This is a genomic window from Lactobacillus sp. ESL0785 (assembly GCF_029395455.1).
In the GTDB taxonomy this organism is placed as follows: domain Bacteria; phylum Bacillota; class Bacilli; order Lactobacillales; family Lactobacillaceae; genus Lactobacillus.
In genome coordinates this window covers 634,768-653,982 of sequence record NZ_CP113916.1, presented here as the reverse complement: position 1 = coordinate 653,982, position 19,215 = coordinate 634,768, and the positions used below count along the sequence as shown (strand labels likewise).

The following is a 19,215-nucleotide window of genomic DNA, read 5'->3' as shown; positions in this document are numbered from 1 at the left end:
GATGCCTATTATAACTATCAAATTAATAACAACTAGGCAATTTAATTATTGTTATTTTTTAAAATTACCTGCTGCAACATATTTACCTTTACCAATTGAGTAGAATTTTCTACCTTTAATGATTTTACTGCCATAAGTCTTAACTAACTTTCTCTTCCTTAAAATCTTTAGCCCTACACGTTTACCGTGTTTGTTATAAACAAAGGCATTGTGCTTCAACCGCGATTCAAAGCCGACAAAATTACTTGCTTTAATACAGTTACCATCAATATTAGTGTAGTATTCTTTACCATGAATAGTGATACTTTCGTAGATCTTAATCCACTTATGCTTTCTTACCTTCTGTTTTAACTTAGTACCAGACTTAGTATAAACACGAGCATTATGCTTTAACTTGGATTCAAACCCAATGAAGTTACCAGCGGCAACATAATTACCATTACCAATTGAATAGAACTGCCGACCATTAATTGCAACCTTATCACCATAAGTACCCATCTTGCCGCCGCGTGAGTAAATAACTGTACCCACTCTTTGACCTTGATTATTGTAGCAATAAGCATTATGTGTTAAGAAACGTACCGTCTTATTTTCAGTGGTTGTATTAGTATTGGTCGTATTATTCGTGGTGGTATTATTATTAGTTGTATTATTTGTGTTATTAGTCGAATTATTAGTATTCGTACCTGTCTGACCGCCAGTTCCACCAGTTGTAGAACCACCAGTTGAGCCTCCACCGGTTGATGAGCTGCCAGTTCCACCAGTTGAACTACCGCCTGTTGTACCTCCACCGGTTGATGAGCCGCCAGTTCCACCAGTTGAGCCACCTGCTGTACCTCCGCCTGTTGTATCACTAGAATTTGCTAACGAACTAGACGTGCTGGCACTAAGAGAATTAGCTAAACTACTGTCACCGTCATTTGCTCCTGTTGAATTAGCCGAAGCTGACATACTAGATGCAGCACTGATGCTGGCACTAGTTACACTGTCACTAACTGACCGTGAAGCTTTCTGACTCTTAATGGTCGACTGTGAAGCACTATTACTTGCCTGTACTGGATCCGTAAATGCAGGTGCATTCTTAGATTGCGACGTACTCAAACTGTCTGAAGTTGAAGCACTAGCACTAGCACTAATTAAACTCGTACTACGTGAAGCGGAATCTAAAGCACTTGTATTCGTTGATCTCGATGCACTTGTACTATAAGCTTCGTGAAGGCCGCTGTTAATTTGTGATGTGAAGCCACCAGTTAATGAATCCAATGCAGAATCTTTAGCACTAGATATCGTAGAATCTGATTGACTAGCACTGGTCGATGCTGAAGCACTATCACTAGCAACTGAAGAACTTTGACTATTTGAACTAGAAGCACTAATACTCGTACTCTTAGATACAGAAGCTCTAACACTAGCTAATGAAGCCGAAGTGCTGATACTGTCCGGATCATTTGACGGGTTAGCTGACATACTCTTAGATGCAGAATCACTAATCTTCGTTGAAGTTGAGGCACTATCACTAGCAGTACTCAAACTAGTACTTTGAGAACGTGAAGCCGATTGACTATCTCTAGTCGAATTACTAATATTAGTTGAATTTTGTGAGATAGCTATTGAGACAGCTTCACTTTGGCTAATTGAAACTGAATTAGAATCAAACGACTGTGAACCAGAACTGTTGCCACCATTGCTCGTTGAATTCGAACCACCGCCAGTAGCACTATTGAAGCTATCAAGGAGACTATTCTCACTCTTAAATATTGATGCCGCAGTACTTAAACTCTTGGCTTGTGAATCAGCATTATCGTATGCTGATAACCTACTATTATTAGTTGAAGCTGCAGCTGAAGCACTTGCATCATTTGTACTTTGGCTAAGTGATTGTGAATCTTTAGTACTTACACTATTGATACTATTGATTAAAGTACTATCTTTTGGAGTTACACTTACAGAATGAACTATGCTTGTGTGCTCAGATGCATTTGCACTATTACTTGCACTATCTGTTGCACTACTTGCACTCTGTGAATCTGAAGCACTAGCCAAGCCACTACCACTTACACTGTTTGCCAGTGAAGTCGATTCACTAAGTGCTGTACTGTTTGATTGGGATGCAGTTGATAGCGACTCACGCGCATTTGAAGCAAAGCTTTGTCTACTGTCAAGCGGTTTATTATTATCCAAAATACTTGCATTAGCTGCAGCCAAACTAGCAGCTAAACTATCTGATGCTTGACTTTCTGAAGTACTTTGAGAATTAGCTATGGATTGGCTATTAGAAACAGAAACAGATTTAGAATTAGAATCATTAATTGAATTAATTGCAGAAGTTGCCTTTGAAGCTGATTCACTATATGAGGCAATCTCACTTGAAGCAGAAGTAGCACCATTGAACCCATCAAGGAAACCCATCTCATCACTAATGATTGATGCCGCAATACTTAAACTCTTGGATCGTAAAGCAGAATTATCATATGCAGATAACCTACTATTATTAGTTGAAGTTGCAGCTGATTCACTTGCAATACTTGTACTTAGGCTAAGCGATTGTGAATCCTTAGTACTTACACTATTGATACTATCGATTAAGGTGCTGACTTCTGGAGTTACACTTACAGAATTAGCTCTGCTTGTGATCAAAGATGCATTGGCATCATTACTTGCGTTAACTGTTGAATTATTTGCACTCTGTGAAGTTGAAGTACTAGTCGAGTCACTACCACTTGCACTTTTTGAAAGTGAAGCCGATTCACTAGGTGCAGATGATGCAGCTATACTATTTGATTGGGATGCAGTTAAGAGCGAATCACGGGCATTTGAAGCAAAACTTTGTCTGCTATCAAGCGGTTTAGTATCATCCAAAATACTTATATTAGCTGCAGATAAACTAGCAGATAAACTATCTGATGCTGATACTAGGCTTTTTGAAGTACTTTGAGAATTAGACACAGATTGACTATTAGCAACAGAAACAGACGTAGAGTTAGACTCATCAATTGCAGAAATTGCCTTTGAAATTGAAGCACTATTACTAAAGATATTAAGTAAAGCATCTTCACTCTTAATAATTGAGGCTGTTTTACTTAAACTTTCATTTTCAAGATTAACACTAGTACTTGCAGCTGTCTTACTATCTGAAGTTGAAGTTGATGCTGAAGCACTCGCCGTTTTAACACTAGTACTAAATGATTCTGAAGCTGTTTGACTAGCAGCTATTACATCAGCCATTGATGTCTTAAGATCTTCCAGTGATTTATTAAAATTACTATCTCCAGACAAACTATTAGATGTAAGCTCACTATTACTTACACTGGTACTATTAGATACACTAGCATTTGTAGAGACAATTAAAGTTGAATCATTTGCACTATTCAAAGTTGAAACACTAGTTGAGCCACTACCACTTGCACTCTGACTAAGTGAAGCTCGATAACTAGCTGCAGATGCTGAAGCTGCGCTATTCGACCGTGACAGATTTAATAACGAATCACGGACATTGGAAACTAAACTTTGTCTACTACCAAATGGTTTACTTGAATCAGAAATACTTGTATTGGCATTACTTAAACTTATAGGTAAACTATTTGATACTGAATCAGATGAACTTTTTGAACTAGCTACTAACTCACTATTAGCAGAAGAGACAGATACAAAATTAGATTCATTAATTGAATTACTTAAACTACCCGAATCAATTGCACTTACAATTGAAGAGCCATTAATAGAAGCTTCTGAAGCGATAGCTGAATAGTCGGTACTATGTTCGGTACTATGTGCACCTGTATCCCGCAACAACACTTGCGTGTTTTCATTATCTTGTTGTGGTTTTGCAGTTTGATTTTTAGCAGTTTCTTCTTGGCTAACTGGCTTGGCTTCATTAGTTGAAGCTGTCTGCTGCTTTTGACTTACAGACTGTACTTTTTTGGTTGCAGCAGTGGATTCATCATGATGATTATTTTCACTAATATCACTTACTGAAGCTGACCCATTTTGCGATGCAGGAATTGACATTGAATTAATATTAGCTAGCGTTGCATTTTTGCCAGCCAATTTAACTTTAGGTACATTAGTAGCTGCGTGTGCTGTCTTGTTAGTAGCAACTAAGCCACCCAAAACTCCACCAATACCGGCTGCGCCTGCAGCTAATAAATCGCGGCTAACTTGATATAATCTATTCTTTTTAGACTTATCCGAATTATCCGTACTTGTTCCTTTTATATTATTAAAATGCATAGTTATCCTCCTGTTTATTTGATTTTATAACATATGTTATTTACAGTCAATTAAACCTATTTATTTTAACAAAATATTCTGTTAAATTATACAGGAATTATCGCATACTAATCCGCATCAATTACATACTTCTTCCAGTATTGCCATACATTATCTGCAGAGAAACGCTGAGCATTTTTATAAGCTGCTGTACTCATTTTTTGCATTAATTGTTCATTAGTAAAATAATCATTTATCTTTTTAGCTAATGCATTAACATCACCATCTGGTGTAATGTAGCCGCTGACGCCATCAGCCACCAAGTCAGCAGGACCATAATGCGTATCATACGAGATCACTGGTACGCCGTGAGATTGGGCTTCATTAATTGCCAATGGTGCCCCTTCAAACCGCGATGACATAACCATCAATTGCGCATTATTATAAACAGAATCCATATCTTGCGTATAACCCATAAAATGAATTGCTTTTTGCAAATGAAGTTGCTGCACTAACTTTTTCAACATCTTCTCTTCTTTATAGCCATCACCACTATTACCATAGCCATAAATATCCAGCGTAATTTGATGATTATGCTTGCGGACTTGTGCAAAGGCATTAATTGTATCGTCAAGCCGCTTTTCAGGGAATAAGCGGGCAACGGCAATAATTTTTCCAGCTTTTCTTTGCGACATTGAAATCTGTGGTGCCTGCAATTGTTCATCAGGAACAATTCCCACGGGAATTGCCACAATTGGCACCTGCGTCTTCAACCGATCACGCATATCATTAGCTTGGTGCGGTCCCGGGGTTACAATCAAATCAGTTTTGCTTAATAACTCATTATCAGATATCGAATTATAGGTTAATGGTGAATCTGGATCCCAATAATCACGGAAATGAATACTATGAAAATGTTCAATTCTTCTTACCGGTGTTTTCATATTAATCATTGGTACATTCGTAATATTGCTGCGATCTGAAATAACTGTTGACTTAGTATCACCATCATTTTTATTTAAGTCATCAAGCATAATTGTAAATGCTTGACCCAAATTCATTAACGAATGCAAGTTACCTTCACGATCGACCAACTGAATATTAGTAGCCGCTAACCAATTAGGCCGTTGTTCATACGAAATTTCATAATAGATTGTGCCATTAGGCCGGAAAAATAATTCATACACCAAATTGCCAGTGCCAGTAGCATAGATCTGAGTCAAGCTATTAAAGCCACGCGTATCATAAAAATCCTGCTTGGTACAATTACCATCACCATTAAAGTAACGAATTGTATCAATCTGCTTGTTGGCAAATAAGTTAATTGCCATTGTCTGCCACTCACCATCATAAACATCATAGCCAGATGCAGTCTTCTCAACCCTAAAGTTCGGTGCAATCTGCAAATCTGCAATTGTTTTGGGCTTACCTGTGTAATTAACAGTACCGGCAAAATAGTCAAACATGTTAACGTAATCATCTTCAGTCAACCCATACAAGGGCAAATTTTGATGGGCAAAACGATTATATTCACACATAACAATCTTAGCTTTAACCCCATTTTGTTTAAATAGTTTCAGTCGTTTGACTTCAGCATGTTCTATTCCTGAACTATTAGCATCCAGCCGATTATTTAAAAAATAATACATTTTTTCTCCTATCTAATATTAATTTAAATATACTAAAAGGCCTGATAACAAGTTCTTCCTGAAATCAGACCCTTTAATTTTTACTTCATAAGTATTTAAAACATCACTATTCGTAAGAGCTTTTTAATTTTTTATAGTTCTTATTTATATAACATCATTGTCATATAATAAGGCATTAACTCAATATAATCAAGCTGAAATTGTGATATTTTTGTGATAACTTTTCAATAAATGAACTGTTATATAGGCGTTTGTTCAAGCAAAGGTATATATAATTATTGTTATTTTATATACTAAAAAATAATCAATCTCATGCAGCTTTAGTTACCAGTTCAAGGCCAACAAAAAACTGTTATACCTTTTAAGATATAACAGTTTTTAAATTAGATATTAAAAAATTATTTTTTAGTAATTCTTAAGCATAGCGGCCAAACAATAGCGACAAATATACCAATTGCCAGTCCCCACCAAAGTTGCGGTAAAATCACAAAGCTAATTCCCTTAGCTAACTCACTTTGCAAAATTTGCACTAGCTGGGTACTGCAATATTGCAATGCACCAAAAGTTCCAATACTAGCAAGAAGAACTGCTGCTGAAGCACCATACTTACCAAATAAAATCAACAGGGCAGCCAAGATAAATACTAAGAGGACAGCCAAAATAAAACATTGAAAGATACTAATTAATTGGCCAACTTGCTTAGAATTCTCATTTAAATTTTCATTCAATTGCTTTAAAATCAAATAATTTACTGCTCGTTCAGTTTGATTATCTGTAGGCAAATTTAAATTTTCAGCAGTTAATTCACCATTCGCCTGATAAGCAGCACTCAAATTATATAAACTCGTATATGACAGGTCATAATGATATTTTTGCGGTAATGGTGCCAAAATTTTATCTTCTAACCCCCACTTTTGCGCTATTTTAAGTGAGGTCTTTAAACTAGAATCAGTCGAACTAGCAGCACTCTTATTAATTACCTCGCGCACAACCTTATGAGTATCTGGCACATTTACCGTTACCGAACTTCTTAATAATAAAAACCCTGATCCAGCTACTAACAGCACCATTAGTATCCGAGATAACACTGTGCTAACCTTCTTCACCCAATCGACCTCCTTAAACTTTTTTGTCATTTAACAATCATGTTGCTCTGCAGCTAAACAATTACAGTCAACCATGGTGGGAGCTGTTTTCGCTTTTTCTGTCAATTCTTGTTCAATAGTTGCAATATCTTTTTTGGATAATGGCATCCCTTTTAGGATTTCAATCAACATTTGTCCTTTATGCATATCACACATGTGGCTCATCATTTCAGTTGTAACCTGAACCATCATTTGGTTTTCGGTTACCGTTGCTGTGTAAACAAAACGCCGACCATCCTTATGCGTAGTCAGCAGGCCTTTTTTTACTAATCGCCCCATTAATGTCTTAATTGTCGATTCCGACCAGTTTTTCTTAGCTTGAAGCTGCTTAATTACTTCTCCTGTATGAATTTTACCTAGTGTCCATACAATCCGCATAACTTCCCACTCAGCTTCTGAAATATTATGCCCTTTACTTTTTTCTGCCATTATTATTTATCAACTCAGATTCATTTTACTACAAAACAAATTTTTTAAGTGCTTGGGCAATTCCCTCGCTATTGTTATCAGCTGTTACATAATCCGCATTAGCTTTAATTAAGTCAATTGCATTGCCCATTGCAACTTTCTTAAAATTAGGGTTAGCAAACATTGAAACGTCATTGCCTTGATCGCCAAAAACCATTACTTGATCCTGCTTAATCCGCAACCGATCTGCTAATTCAATTAAGGCATTACCCTTAGATGCATTTTTAACATTCAATTCAACTATTGTCGCAAAGCTGCGCACAACGTCATACTTACCAAAGACCCAATCAGGAATGTTATTCCACAGCTTTTCGACTTCAGCTTCATCTTCCATCACGCTAAAGCCTACTTTATTAAACGAAAAATCTTGGGGAATTTCTTCAACCTTGCGCACTTTAATTTGATTACGTGTCATCGTGGCATTAGTTGCTAAATTAAGACCTAGATCGCGGTCACAAGTCCAAAAACATTCTGGCGTTTCAAAGTGCAAATTAACGTGTGCCAATCTTTGCAGCCGCAACATATTAGTAAAATCACGGTACCCCATTTTTTGATCCATCATGACTTTACCAACCAAGTTTTGAATAACTGCACCATTAAAGACAATATTATACTGCTTACTGCCAGATAGCCCTAATTGCTTATTATACGACATTACACCAGACAATGGTCGCCCTGTGGCTAAGACAACTTTAATTCCTTGCTCACTTGCCTTTTTAAGTGCTTTCTCCGTTTCTGGCATAATCTTTTGCGTATCTGTCAACAGAGTACCGTCCAGATCAACCGCAATTAATTTGATCGTCATTATGTACCTCCCACAATTTAGTCATCTCCTTTATTATACAAAAAGTCGTAACTAGTTACGACTTTTTCATTAATTATTCTACTGTAACACTTTTAGCCAAGTTGCGTGGCTTATCAACATCTAACCCCTTATCCCTTGAAGCATAGTAGGCAATGAGCTGGGCGACAACCACTGTAATCAATGGTGATAAATAATAATTAAGCTCAGGCAAAACTAGATCATCAGTTGCCTTAGCTAGTTGCTGCTTAGCAATAATTATCACTTGCGCGCCACGGGCAATTACTTCCTGAATATTACCCCGCATCAAGTCAGCTGTAACTGGATCATTAATTAACGCAACAACTGGTGTCCCTTTTTCAACTAGTGAAATTGTCCCATGCTTTAATTCCGCAGCCGCAAATCCTTCTGTTTGAATATAAGAAACTTCCTTTAACTTTAATGCTGCTTCCAAAGCAACTGGGTAATCAATCCCGCGACCAATATAAAAAGCATTACGTGACGGTATAATTATTTGATCAGTTAATTGCTCGATTTTCTTTTGCTGCGTAAGTACTTGTTCAATTCCTTCAGCAGCCAGACTTAGATCATTTGCTAAGTTAAAGTTTCGGGCTTCTTGCTTTAATAATTTTTCACCCACGGCCTTAGCCAAAACTGCCTGCGTTGCTACTTGAGCAATGTACGCTTTAGTTGAAGCAACTGCAATTTCTGGGCCAGCCTCTAAAGACAGCGCGTAAGTTGCTTCTCGGGCCAATGTTGATCCCGGAACATTAGTCAACGTTAAACTAGGCAGGTTGCGCTTAATTGCTTCTTGCAAAACCACACGTGAGTCTGCTGTTTCGCCAGATTGAGACAAGAAAATCAAAAACGGATGTTTACTCATCATTGGGAAGTGATAACCAGCTTCAGAAGCAAAGTCCACTTCTGTAGGAATCCCCGCATATTTTTCAAGCAGCATCTTACCAACTAAACCAGCATGATAACTTGTTCCAGCCGCAAAAATATAAAACTTATCAGCTTGTGCCAACGCATCCACAATCTCTGGAGCCAACTTAGGTGTCCCATCTTCAGTCAAATAATATTGAATCAAATGACGCAAGACGCTGGGCTGCTCAGCGATTTCCTTTAACATATAGAATTCATATGTTCCTTTTGATGCTGCATCAGGATCGATGTTCAATTGATAAGGCTTGCGCGTCACCTTGTTACCAGCAATTGTTTCAAGTTGATAATTATCCTTAGTAATATCGGCAACTTCACCATCATGCAGATCAACAAAAGTTTTGGTTTGATCAAGAACTGACAAGGCATCAGAAGCAATTACATTAAAGCCATCCCCTAATCCCAGCATCAATGGCGACTTGTTTTTAGCGACGTAAATGTGATCAGGCTGCGTATTATCAATCAATAGCAATGCGTAAGAACCCTTAATCAGTTTTAAACTCGCCTTTAAAGCCGCAAAAGCTGTTAACTTTTGCTCACGAGCCAACTTACTAATCAGTTGAACGACAACCTCAGTATCAGTATTTGATTCAAAAGTTGTATCTTGCAAATACTTGTCTTTAATATCCTGATAATTTTCAATCACGCCATTATGTACAAGATAAAAACGCCCAGTTTCATCAAATTGCGGGTGCGCATTAGCAATCGTTGGCTTACCATGAGTAGCCCATCTTGTATGACCAATTCCAACTTGACCTTGCTCATCGCTGGTCATTTTATCCTTCAAATTTTGAATGCGGCCAACTGTCTTAGTTAAATATTGCTTGCCTTGCAAGTCATTTAAATAAATTCCAGCTGAATCATAGCCACGATATTCTAACTTAGTTAAACCATTCAAGATAGCTTCTCTAGCAGATTTACCGATAATTCCAACAATTCCACACATATTTTTCTCCTTTGGTCTAGTTCAATTCTCAAAAATGGACTTATTTAAGATTACATGTTACGCAAGGAATATTAGACTTTTTTGTGAAATTGGTCAAGTCATATATTCTACAATTGGTATAGACTATATAGGAAAAACCTAGTGCGACAAAAAGAAGCAGGAAAAAATATTTTTCCTGCTTCTTTATTAAATACAAATTTAACTTTTAAATACCCATTTCTTTTTCAACGACATCAGTAATCCGTTTAACATAGGCATCAGTTGCTTCTTGCGTAGGTCCTTCAGCCATTACCCGCAACAGTGATTGAGTACCAGATGGCCGTACTAAAACACGGCCGTCATCACCCATATCAGCCTCAACTTCCTTAATAATATCAAGAAGCGGTTGGTGCTCACGCCAACTCTTCTTATCTTTAACCGGAACATTAACCAAGCATTGTGGGTATTCCTTAAAGTCGGCTAATAATTCTGTCAGGGACTTGCCTGTCTTCTTCATTACCAACATCAAATGCAAACCTGTCAGCATCCCATCACCAGTATTGTGATAATCACTCATAATTACGTGACCTGATTGTTCACCGCCGAGATTATAACCATTAGCCCGCATTTCTTCAGACACATAACGGTCACCGACTTGAGTACGGACATTTTTAATGCCCTTTCTTGCCAATGCCTTAGTAAAGCCAAGATTACTCATAACTGTTGTCACAATTGTATCATTCTTTAAGCGACCACCATCAGCCATGTAAGTACCCAAGACGTACATAATATGGTCGCCATCAACTTCATGGCCTTGTTCGTCAACTGCAATACAGCGATCGGCATCACCATCAAAAGCCAAACCCAACTGTGCGCCCTGTTTAACGACTTCTTCCTGCAGCTTCTCAGTATGCGTTGCCCCAACATGATCATTAATGTTCATACCATTAGGATGTGTCGCAATCGTTGTAAAATCAACTCCACAATCTGCAAAAAGCCGTGAAATCAAGCTGCTGGCAGCCCCATTAGCACCATCAATGACCACTTTAATGCCATCAAGATCTTCAGGAATCGTATTTTCAATAAATTGCAAATATTTCGAGCTGCCCTCATGAAAGTCAGTTACTGTCCCTAAGCCTGCAGCAGAAGGACGCGGCAATTGATCTTCTTTAGCATCAATTAATTTTTCAATTTCGCCTTCCATTTCATCGGACAGCTTCAAACCATCACTACCAAAGAATTTTATCCCATTATCTTGAACTGGATTGTGTGATGCAGAAATCTGGACACCAGCATCAGCTCCTTGAGCCCGAACTAGATAAGATAAGCCCGGAGTAGTAATTACGCCAACTTCTAAGACTTCAATTCCAACTGACAATAATCCTGAAATTAAGGCATATTCAAGCATTTGTCCTGACATCCGCGTATCACGAGAAACTAAGACCTTGGCTTGTTCATCTTTTGCCTTATTTTTCGTTAAAACATACCCACCGTCACGGCCTAATTTAAATGCCATTTCCGGGGATAAATCTTGATTTGCTACCCCACGTACACCATCAGTGCCAAAATATTTTAACATTAAAAAACAACCTTTCTTTCTCTAATTTGTTTATTTTGAATTATTTGAATTTGCTACTTTAATTTGAACCGTAACTTGTGCCAAATTTGCTTTAATTACGCCGCCCGGCAATTGCAACTTGACTATTTTGGTCGTTGAAGAATTGACATCACTTAAATCAACCGGTACTTTAAGACTTTTAACCTTATTTAAAGCAGCCTGACTGCCGTATAGTGTAACGTAATTACTTTTAGCAGTTAGCGAATAAACTTTACTCGATTTTTCGTGTTTAGGTGCCAACGCAATTTTGACTGTTTTTTTCGCTACCGAAATTGGAATTGTTACCTTAGCCGTAGCCGGTTCAATAATCACATTCAACTGACGACCCTTACGATCTTCGGCAATTAAGTTTACCTGCCGTTCAAAATTATGATCAATACCATTAGGTAAGACAACTTTGGCCGCAATTTGATCAATCTGATCAATTTCTCCCCGCGCACCTGTCACTTCAACCTGCTGTGGATCAACATTCGTTTTACCTAGTTTATAGCCATGAGCTACAGCATTTTTATTATACTCTATTTGAACAGGCATTGTCGTTGATTTTCGATGCTGAATATTTACATGGACAGTTTTAGGACTAATTGTACATGCCAATTGATTACTTAATCCACTAACGTGTACTTGAACCTGGTGCTCACCAATACTCTTATTAGTTAAATCAATATATGCTCGAAAATTTTGTGTATTAATTGTCGACGTTACCAAGGCATTTGAGCCTTCAAGCGTAACACTAACTTTAGCAGGATAACCCACAACATAATAATTGTCAGTATCCACTGAAACTTGCAGCGGTACTTTAACTGTCTGAGTTTGCGTAGCCGTTTGTTTGGTTTTATCAGCCTGACCCTGAGTCATAAAGCCCTCTTGAGTATAATTAATATAAATTACTAACAATACTGCAATCAGCAGCGAAACAAGGCGAATAAACCATGACTTACGCCAAAAATCTTTCATCGATCAGCACCCCACTTCCAAATTTTACTTAATATTTTTTGGTACCACTTAGTACTCTTTTCCTTTTTCGGTACTAACTCAGCCTTCAAATACTTTAAATATTCATCCCGGCTAAGATCAAGTAAAAAGCGGCCATTACGCGTAATTGTAACTCCACCGGTTTCTTCGGAAACAACAATCGTGATGGCATCAGTAACTTCAGAAATCCCGACTGCTGCTCGGTGCCTAGTTCCTAAACGCTTAGGAATCATGCTGCTGTCGGACAATGGCAGATAAGCAGCAGCAACCGCAATTTGGTGATCTTGATTAATAATTACTGCACCATCATGAAGTGGTGTATTCGGAATAAAAATGTTAATTAACAATTCACCGGTAACATGGGCATTAAGCTTAATACCTGTTTCAATATAATCTTCAAGACCTGTTTCTTGTTGAATTGTAATTAAGGCACCAATTCGCCTTTTAGACATATATTGGATTGCCTTATCTAGTTCTTTAATAAATCTGATTGATTCATCACGAGCACTTTCCTCACGCCCACCAAAAATCGGCATTCGGCCCAAATGTTCAAGTCCACGTCGAATTTCTGGTTGAAAAATCACGATAATTCCCACAACTGACCAAGAAACAATCTGATCAATTAGCCAAGTTGTTGTATGTAGCTGCAGGATCCCAGCGATAATCCGGACAATAAAAATCAGGACAATTCCCTTAGCCAGCTGCACTGCCTTAGTGCCCCTAATCAAAATGATTAAGTGATAGACAAGAAACCAAATGATCAATACATCAAGCACCAACGAAAAGTTACTCCAAGTAAAGACATTTGTAAAATTAAGATGCATAGCTACTCCTTTCTGAGCAAATATTTTAATCAGTCGGTCGACCAATAATTCTAACTTCTGTTTGCAAATCAAGAGCAAACTTCTGCTTAATCACTTTTTGAATTAAATGAATTAAATCAAGGTAATCAGTAGCTGTTGCTCCGCCCTTATTGACGATAAAGCCCGCATGCTTAAGTGAATCCTGCGCTCCACCAATTTGCCTTCCTTGAAGACCAGACTGAATAATCATTGGCCCAACATAATGACCAACTGGCCGCTTAAAGACACTACCACATGATGGATATTCCAGCGGCTGTTTGTAACGGCGCAAAGCATTAAGATAATGCATGTTAGCTAAAATCGGTGCCTTAGCTGCTGGTTGCAGTGCAAAAGTTGCAGCAACAACTACATCTTCATTATCTTGAACAACCGAATGACGATAAGAAAACTGCATCTCCGTGTTAGTATATGTCTTAAATTCACCTGCAGGTGTTAATACCCGGACAGTCTGCACTACTTCACACGTTTCACCGCCATAAGCACCAGCATTCATAAAGATGGCACCACCAACACTTCCCGGAATTCCTGCTGCAAATTCCATCCCGCTAAGTCCAGCTTCAGCTGCAGTAAAAGCAGTATCAATAATTCGTGCTCCTGCTTGAGCAGTAACAGTATGCCCAGTAATCGTAATTTCTTTCATCTCTGTTAAAATAAGCACTAATCCAGCTATACCGCCATCACGAATTATTAAGTTAGACGCATTACCAATTACCGTTAACGGAAGATGCTCTTGCTTAGCAGCTGTAACTAATTGAACTAATTCTTGCTCATTTTTTGGAAAAGCTAGATATTCAGCAGGACCACCAGTTTTTGTAAATGTATATTTACTAAGTGGAACTTGCTCTTTAATAACAATTCCCTTCTTTTTCAAATCAAGTAATTTCAAAGCCAAAATCCCCTCTAATATATCTTGTTATATTTTACCGCATTCATCCGTCAGCTACACCCTATGTTATACTAAAATTAAGTTTTAAAGGAGAAAAAATGAACTTTATTGCAATGGATTTTGAAACCGCAAATCATCACCCAGAAAGTGCCTGTTCACTAGCACTTGTAATGGTGCGAGATAATAAAATTGTCGACCGCTTTTATACAGTTATCAATCCGCAAATGCCCTTTGATGCCCGCAATATTCAGGTACATGATATCACAGCAGAAGACGTGCAAGATGCCCCAACAATGGCTGAAGTTTGGCCGCAAATTAAAGATTTATTTCAACCTGGGATGCTGGTTGCTGCACACAATGCGCGCTTTGATACTAATGTAATGCGACAAAGTTTAGCGCGCTATGATATTCAAGAACCGCACTATTTTGTTATCGATACTTTAAAGACCAGCAAATTATTAGAACCTAATTTGCCTAATCATAAGTTAGATACTGTCGCAGATGCACTTAAGGTGGAACTATGGCACCACCATAATGCCCTCAGTGACAGCGAAGCTTGTGCCGGGATTTTAATCGCTCAAAATAAAGAATTTGGTGATGATGCAATTAAGAATTTGGTTTATCAAATCTAAAATAACCCGTTAATTTGCTAAAACAGGGTTTTGTTCGATTTAGCTGGTAAGAGTAAAATTTTATACTGATCTAAAATTGGTTGATAAATATTTAACTAATTATCTATAATTAAGACGTATGATAGTGTCATATTATAAACCACTAAAACAATTATACCCGCAATATGAATTTGTTTAGTAATAGATATTAAAACAACTTAAAAGCAGAACTGATTGCTTACAGCTCTGCTTTTTGTATATTATTTAATTTTTACTAATAATTCATTAACCCACATTTCATTGCGCTCACCTTGTGGTTTAAATTCAATTACACGTTTAGTCGAATGCCAACTATCATCAACGCGACTAATAACCAACTGTAAGTATTCATGCGGCAAATCTTTTTCAATCACTTGCGGCCATTCAATCACAACTAGACCGGGTTCAGCCAAGTAACTATTCAAATCAATCGAAGATAAGTCATCATTTTCTAAACGATAAAAATCCATATGAAATAGGGGCAATTTTGCTTCACGATACTCACGCACAATGGTAAAAGTTGGACTCTTTACCGGCCGTTTAACACCTAATGCACGGCCAATGCCTTGTGTTAACGTCGTTTTACCTGCTCCTAAGTCACCATTTAACAGCAACAGATCATGCGGCTGCGCCGTTTGCGCAATTGCTGCTCCAATTTGCTGCATTTCAGCAGCGGAATTAACTTCTAATTTCATTATTTTTGCTCATCCCTCAAAAGTGCCTGGGCAGCTGTCAAAATTGCCATATTATAAATATCTTGACCGCTGGCGCCACGCGATAAGTCATTAACCGGTGCGGCAAGCCCCTGCAAAATTGGGCCAATTGCCGTAAATTTACCTAGCCGCTGGGTAATTTTGTAAGCTAAATTCCCTGATTGTAATTCTGGAAAGACAAAAATATTAGCTTGACCCTTAAGTGCAGAGTCTGGCGCCTTAGTTGCCGCAACTTCTGGAATATAAGCTGCATCAAATTGCAATTCGCCATCAGCGACAACCTCAGGATGTTGTTGATGGAACAAATCATTAGCAGCTTGCACCTTATCAATCATGTCACCCTTAGCAGATCCCTTGGTTGAGAAGCTCAAAAATGCTACTTTAGGATCAATATCAATTAACCGCGCTGTTTGCACAGATTGGTAAGCAATTTCAGCCAAAGTACTGCTGTCAGGTTCAATGTTAATTGCGCAATCAGCAAAAACGTACTTTTCAGTGCCACGCTCCATAATAAAACTTCCGGAAACACGGTGCATTCCGTCAGCTGCATGAATTAATTGTAAAGCTGGACGCACAGTATCAGCTGTTGAATGCGCCGCACCTGATACCATCCCGTCAGCCTTACCCATTTTCACAAACATTGTGCCAAAATAATTGGGGTCTTGCAGCTGGTGAGCAATTTCTTGTGGCGTAAAAGTTTTGCCACGAGCAGCAGTAAATGCCGTTATCATCTCATCTAAGTGTGTATAAGCTGCAATATCAATTACAGTTACTGCACTAAGGTCGATTTCGTCAGCTTGCGCTCTTTGATTAATCTCTTGCGGATTACCCAACAAAATCGGTTCAATTATTTTTTCTTGTGCTAACCGACTAGCTGCTACAATCACACGCTTATCGATGCCCTCAGGAAAGACAATATGATAATTCTTATGACTAGCTTGGATCTTATTTTTTAATAATTCAAAAACACTCATTATCTTCACCTATGCTAAATCTGCTTGGGCAACTGTCTGCGGCAATTGCCAATCTATCGGCGTTTCACCAAACTTTTTCAATGCGGTATTACACCGTGAAAATGGTCGTGACCCAAAAAAGCCACGATCAGCTGAAAACGGACTTGGATGAGCTGATTTAATCACAAAATTCTTCTCTTGGTCAATTAATGGGATTTTGTTTTGCGCAAATCTACCCCACAGAATAAAAACAACCTGACCGCGATCACTTAGTGCCTTAATTGCCGCATCTGTTACTTGTTCCCAGCCTTTGCCTTGATGACCATTAGCATGACCATAAGGAACTGTCAAAACAGCATTTAGCAATAATACACCTTGATCTGCCCACTTTTTCAAGTAGCCATGATTAACTGGTTGACAGCCCACATCGTCATACAATTCACGATAAATATTTTGTAGTGATGGCGGCAAATTAATTCCCGGCATCACTGCAAAACTCATCCCTGTTGCCTGACCGGGATTATGATATGGGTCTTGTCCCAAAATAACCACCTTGGTCTGCTTATAGGAGGTTAACTTAAAAGCTGTAAAAATATGATACATATCCGGAAAGATTTGTTTAGTTGCGTATTCCTTCTTTAAAAAGTCATGCAGTTGGTGATAACCATCACTTGCAAATACTGGTGCTAAAACCTCATCCCAATCATTACCAATAAACCGTTTCATTATCATGTAGCCTCTCTTCCATTAACTTCAATGTTATCATGAAACTATGCGCTAATGGCAACAAAATTTGCTAAATTAGCAATAATCTTAATATCATTCTACTTAAAAAGTAAGGTTAATATTTTTATGATATGTTAATATTAATTTAAAGAAATAATTAGTTAACTAGATTAAGGGAGGATTAAATTTTACCTTGATTAAATTAGTAGCTTGTGACCTCGATGGCACCCTATTTAATAGCAAAGTAACCATTTCTGACGAAAATGTTGCCGCCATTCGTGCTGCCCAAGACAATGGTATTGAATTCCTAATTGCAACCGGTCGCTCACCTAAGCAGTCACACACAGTCATTCGCAATTACGGACTACAACCCGGTTTTATCAACATTAATGGTGCCTTGGTTTATGATGAACATGACACTTTGCAAGTTAAGCACTCTTTACCCAAGCAAAAAGTAATTGCTGCTGCCGACATTCTGCGTAAACATGATATTTATTTTGAAATCGTGACTGCTGACCACATTTATTCCGAAGACATTAGCAAACGCGTCTTCAACTTGGCCCACTCATTAATCACTCTTAATCCTGGATTAACTTTCAAAAAGGCAGTTGCAATTTCTGGCGGTAGTAATGCAATGTTAAGCATGACCCTAGTTAAAAACTTTGACCAGCTTTTACGCGATCCTAATATTGAAGTCATGAAGATAATTGGATTCGATAGTCAGGGGGGCGACTTATTAACTCAAGTTAAGCAAGAACTAGCACTTATCGGCGATCTTGCAATTACTTCTAGTGCTGCAACTAATATTGAAATCAACAACATTCACGCACAAAAAGGAACTGCCTTGCTCGATTATGCCAAGAAAAAAGGCTTTAAACGTGACGAAGTTGCCGCAATCGGCGATAATTTAAATGACGAAAGTATGATTCGTGATGCTGGCGTCGGCGTGGCGATGGGAAACGCTGTTCCCAGAATTAAAGAACTTGCGCAAGTTGAAACTAAAACTAATAACGAAGACGGTGTCGGATATATTTTAAGGAAGTTTATCAAAGATAATGCTAAAGAATAGAGGTATTATAGATGCGCTACTTGTTAGAATTAAGTCAAAAATCCGAATACGGACAGATACCTGTTGCTGACGAAAATGGACAAATTCAGTATCTTATTCAGGGGAATTTAGATAATCCTAATCATACCCTATATCTAAAGACGCGCAACCATGAAGAAATCGGTCGGTTATATGCTGACGGCAACGGCCTTATTTCTTCATTTACTATTGATGTCGTCAATCATTCTCTAGTCAAAGTTAAGCGCCTCAACAGCCACATGACCAACTTATTTTACCTGACACGACTCAATTACATTGTTACTGGCAGTATTAAAAAAGGCAGCTACAAATTTCTCTTTGGCATCAAAAAAGTAGCGACTGTCAAGACTAAAGTTGGTAAAACCGGTGTAATCCTAACTTGTGATATTTCACGTCCAGAAGATGTTCCCTTTATTTTACTAAGTGCCACACTCTTTACTCAGTGGCACACAACACCGTTAAAATTACCAACTTTCCCACCAATTGGTCGCAAGGTCAACGTTAATTTAAATTAAAACATATATCAAAAAAGCCCCATAATTGATAAGCTAACAATTATGGGGCTCTTTTTTGGATTAACTATGCTTTTAAAACGATTCGATAA

Annotated in this window: 16 protein-coding genes; 3 read left to right on the top strand and 13 right to left on the bottom strand. The window is 38.0% G+C overall.

All coding sequences use genetic code 11. The annotated features are described in order from the left end of the window. Window positions 1-51: 51 nt before the first annotated feature. The 10 genes from OZY43_RS03215 to murB form a co-directional block, all read right to left on the bottom strand. Window positions 52-4,230, bottom strand: a complete 4,179-nt coding sequence (locus OZY43_RS03215) for an SLAP domain-containing protein (RefSeq protein ID WP_277165907.1) — start codon at window positions 4,228-4,230, stop codon at window positions 52-54. A gap of 107 nt (window positions 4,231-4,337) precedes the next feature. Continuing rightward, a complete protein-coding gene (locus OZY43_RS03210) occupies window positions 4,338-5,858 on the bottom strand; it encodes a glycosyltransferase (protein WP_277165905.1) in 1,521 nt (506 codons plus the stop codon). 398 nt (window positions 5,859-6,256) lie between these two features. Beyond that, window positions 6,257-6,964 carry a hypothetical protein gene (locus tag OZY43_RS03205; protein WP_277165903.1) on the bottom strand — a complete coding sequence of 236 codons (708 nt, stop codon included), beginning with the start codon at window positions 6,962-6,964 and terminating at the stop codon, window positions 6,257-6,259. 30 nt (window positions 6,965-6,994) lie between these two features. Then, window positions 6,995-7,432, bottom strand: coding sequence for a CopY/TcrY family copper transport repressor (locus OZY43_RS03200; RefSeq protein ID WP_277165901.1), 438 nt, complete (start codon window positions 7,430-7,432; stop codon window positions 6,995-6,997). Window positions 7,433-7,460: 28 nt separating this feature from the next. Beyond that, window positions 7,461-8,276, bottom strand: a complete 816-nt coding sequence (locus OZY43_RS03195) for a Cof-type HAD-IIB family hydrolase (protein WP_277165899.1) — start codon at window positions 8,274-8,276, stop codon at window positions 7,461-7,463. Between the two features lie 73 nt (window positions 8,277-8,349). Beyond that, on the bottom strand, window positions 8,350-10,161 hold the full coding sequence (glmS, locus tag OZY43_RS03190; protein ID WP_277165896.1) for a glutamine--fructose-6-phosphate transaminase (isomerizing): 1,812 nt from the start codon (window positions 10,159-10,161) through the stop codon (window positions 8,350-8,352). A 205-nt stretch (window positions 10,162-10,366) separates the two neighbouring features. Then, entirely contained in the window at window positions 10,367-11,719 is a 1,353-nt protein-coding gene (glmM, locus tag OZY43_RS03185; RefSeq protein ID WP_277165893.1) for a phosphoglucosamine mutase, read from the bottom strand. Between the two features lie 30 nt (window positions 11,720-11,749). Further along, on the bottom strand, window positions 11,750-12,715 hold the full coding sequence (locus OZY43_RS03180) for a CdaR family protein (RefSeq protein ID WP_277165890.1): 966 nt from the start codon (window positions 12,713-12,715) through the stop codon (window positions 11,750-11,752). Continuing rightward, window positions 12,712-13,557 carry a diadenylate cyclase CdaA gene (gene cdaA, locus OZY43_RS03175; protein ID WP_277165888.1) on the bottom strand — a complete coding sequence of 282 codons (846 nt, stop codon included), beginning with the start codon at window positions 13,555-13,557 and terminating at the stop codon, window positions 12,712-12,714. Before cdaA ends, OZY43_RS03180 begins: the two co-directional genes overlap by 4 nt. 25 nt (window positions 13,558-13,582) lie before the next feature. After that, window positions 13,583-14,482 carry a UDP-N-acetylmuramate dehydrogenase gene (gene murB, locus OZY43_RS03170; RefSeq protein WP_277165886.1) on the bottom strand — a complete coding sequence of 300 codons (900 nt, stop codon included), beginning with the start codon at window positions 14,480-14,482 and terminating at the stop codon, window positions 13,583-13,585. 98 nt (window positions 14,483-14,580) lie between these two features. Between murB and OZY43_RS03165 the strand changes: the two genes are divergently transcribed. Continuing rightward, on the top strand, window positions 14,581-15,114 hold the full coding sequence (locus OZY43_RS03165; RefSeq protein WP_277165884.1) for a 3'-5' exonuclease: 534 nt from the start codon (window positions 14,581-14,583) through the stop codon (window positions 15,112-15,114). Window positions 15,115-15,353: 239 nt separating this feature from the next. Here the strand turns inward: OZY43_RS03165 and tsaE are convergent, their stop codons facing one another. From tsaE to OZY43_RS03150, 3 genes are read right to left on the bottom strand one after another with little or no spacing between them, the layout of a single operon-like run. Next, complete coding sequence (gene tsaE / locus OZY43_RS03160; RefSeq protein ID WP_277166338.1) at window positions 15,354-15,830, bottom strand: tRNA (adenosine(37)-N6)-threonylcarbamoyltransferase complex ATPase subunit type 1 TsaE; 477 nt, start codon at window positions 15,828-15,830, stop codon at window positions 15,354-15,356. Further along, window positions 15,827-16,819 (bottom strand): phosphate acetyltransferase, encoded by a 993-nt coding sequence (pta, locus tag OZY43_RS03155; protein ID WP_277165882.1) that lies wholly within the window; start codon window positions 16,817-16,819, stop codon window positions 15,827-15,829. The genes tsaE and pta overlap by 4 nt, the downstream gene beginning before the upstream one ends. A 9-nt stretch (window positions 16,820-16,828) precedes the next feature. Continuing rightward, on the bottom strand, window positions 16,829-17,527 hold the full coding sequence (locus OZY43_RS03150) for a uracil-DNA glycosylase (protein ID WP_277131303.1): 699 nt from the start codon (window positions 17,525-17,527) through the stop codon (window positions 16,829-16,831). A gap of 190 nt (window positions 17,528-17,717) precedes the next feature. On the opposite strand from OZY43_RS03150, the gene OZY43_RS03145 reads away from it, so the two are divergent. After that, window positions 17,718-18,593, top strand: a complete 876-nt coding sequence (locus OZY43_RS03145) for a Cof-type HAD-IIB family hydrolase (RefSeq protein WP_277165880.1) — start codon at window positions 17,718-17,720, stop codon at window positions 18,591-18,593. A gap of 11 nt (window positions 18,594-18,604) precedes the next feature. Next, the gene (locus OZY43_RS03140) at window positions 18,605-19,126 is read left to right on the top strand and encodes a hypothetical protein (protein WP_277165878.1); all 522 of its coding nucleotides are present in this window, start codon (window positions 18,605-18,607) and stop codon (window positions 19,124-19,126) included. The last annotated feature ends 89 nt before the right edge of the window (window positions 19,127-19,215 follow it).

Coding starts and splice junctions, on each gene's coding strand:
- pta (WP_277165882.1), bottom strand. CDS start 16,819: ATGAGTGTTTTTGAATTATTAAAAAATAAGATCCAAGCTAGTCATAAG.
- OZY43_RS03140 (WP_277165878.1), top strand. CDS start 18,605: ATGCGCTACTTGTTAGAATTAAGTCAAAAATCCGAATACGGACAGATA.
- OZY43_RS03180 (WP_277165890.1), bottom strand. CDS start 12,715: ATGAAAGATTTTTGGCGTAAGTCATGGTTTATTCGCCTTGTTTCGCTG.
- OZY43_RS03165 (WP_277165884.1), top strand. CDS start 14,581: ATGAACTTTATTGCAATGGATTTTGAAACCGCAAATCATCACCCAGAA.
- cdaA (WP_277165888.1), bottom strand. CDS start 13,557: ATGCATCTTAATTTTACAAATGTCTTTACTTGGAGTAACTTTTCGTTG.
- glmM (WP_277165893.1), bottom strand. CDS start 11,719: ATGTTAAAATATTTTGGCACTGATGGTGTACGTGGGGTAGCAAATCAA.
- OZY43_RS03210 (WP_277165905.1), bottom strand. CDS start 5,858: ATGTATTATTTTTTAAATAATCGGCTGGATGCTAATAGTTCAGGAATA.
- OZY43_RS03215 (WP_277165907.1), bottom strand. CDS start 4,230: ATGCATTTTAATAATATAAAAGGAACAAGTACGGATAATTCGGATAAG.
- OZY43_RS03200 (WP_277165901.1), bottom strand. CDS start 7,432: ATGGCAGAAAAAAGTAAAGGGCATAATATTTCAGAAGCTGAGTGGGAA.
- OZY43_RS03195 (WP_277165899.1), bottom strand. CDS start 8,276: ATGACGATCAAATTAATTGCGGTTGATCTGGACGGTACTCTGTTGACA.
- glmS (WP_277165896.1), bottom strand. CDS start 10,161: ATGTGTGGAATTGTTGGAATTATCGGTAAATCTGCTAGAGAAGCTATC.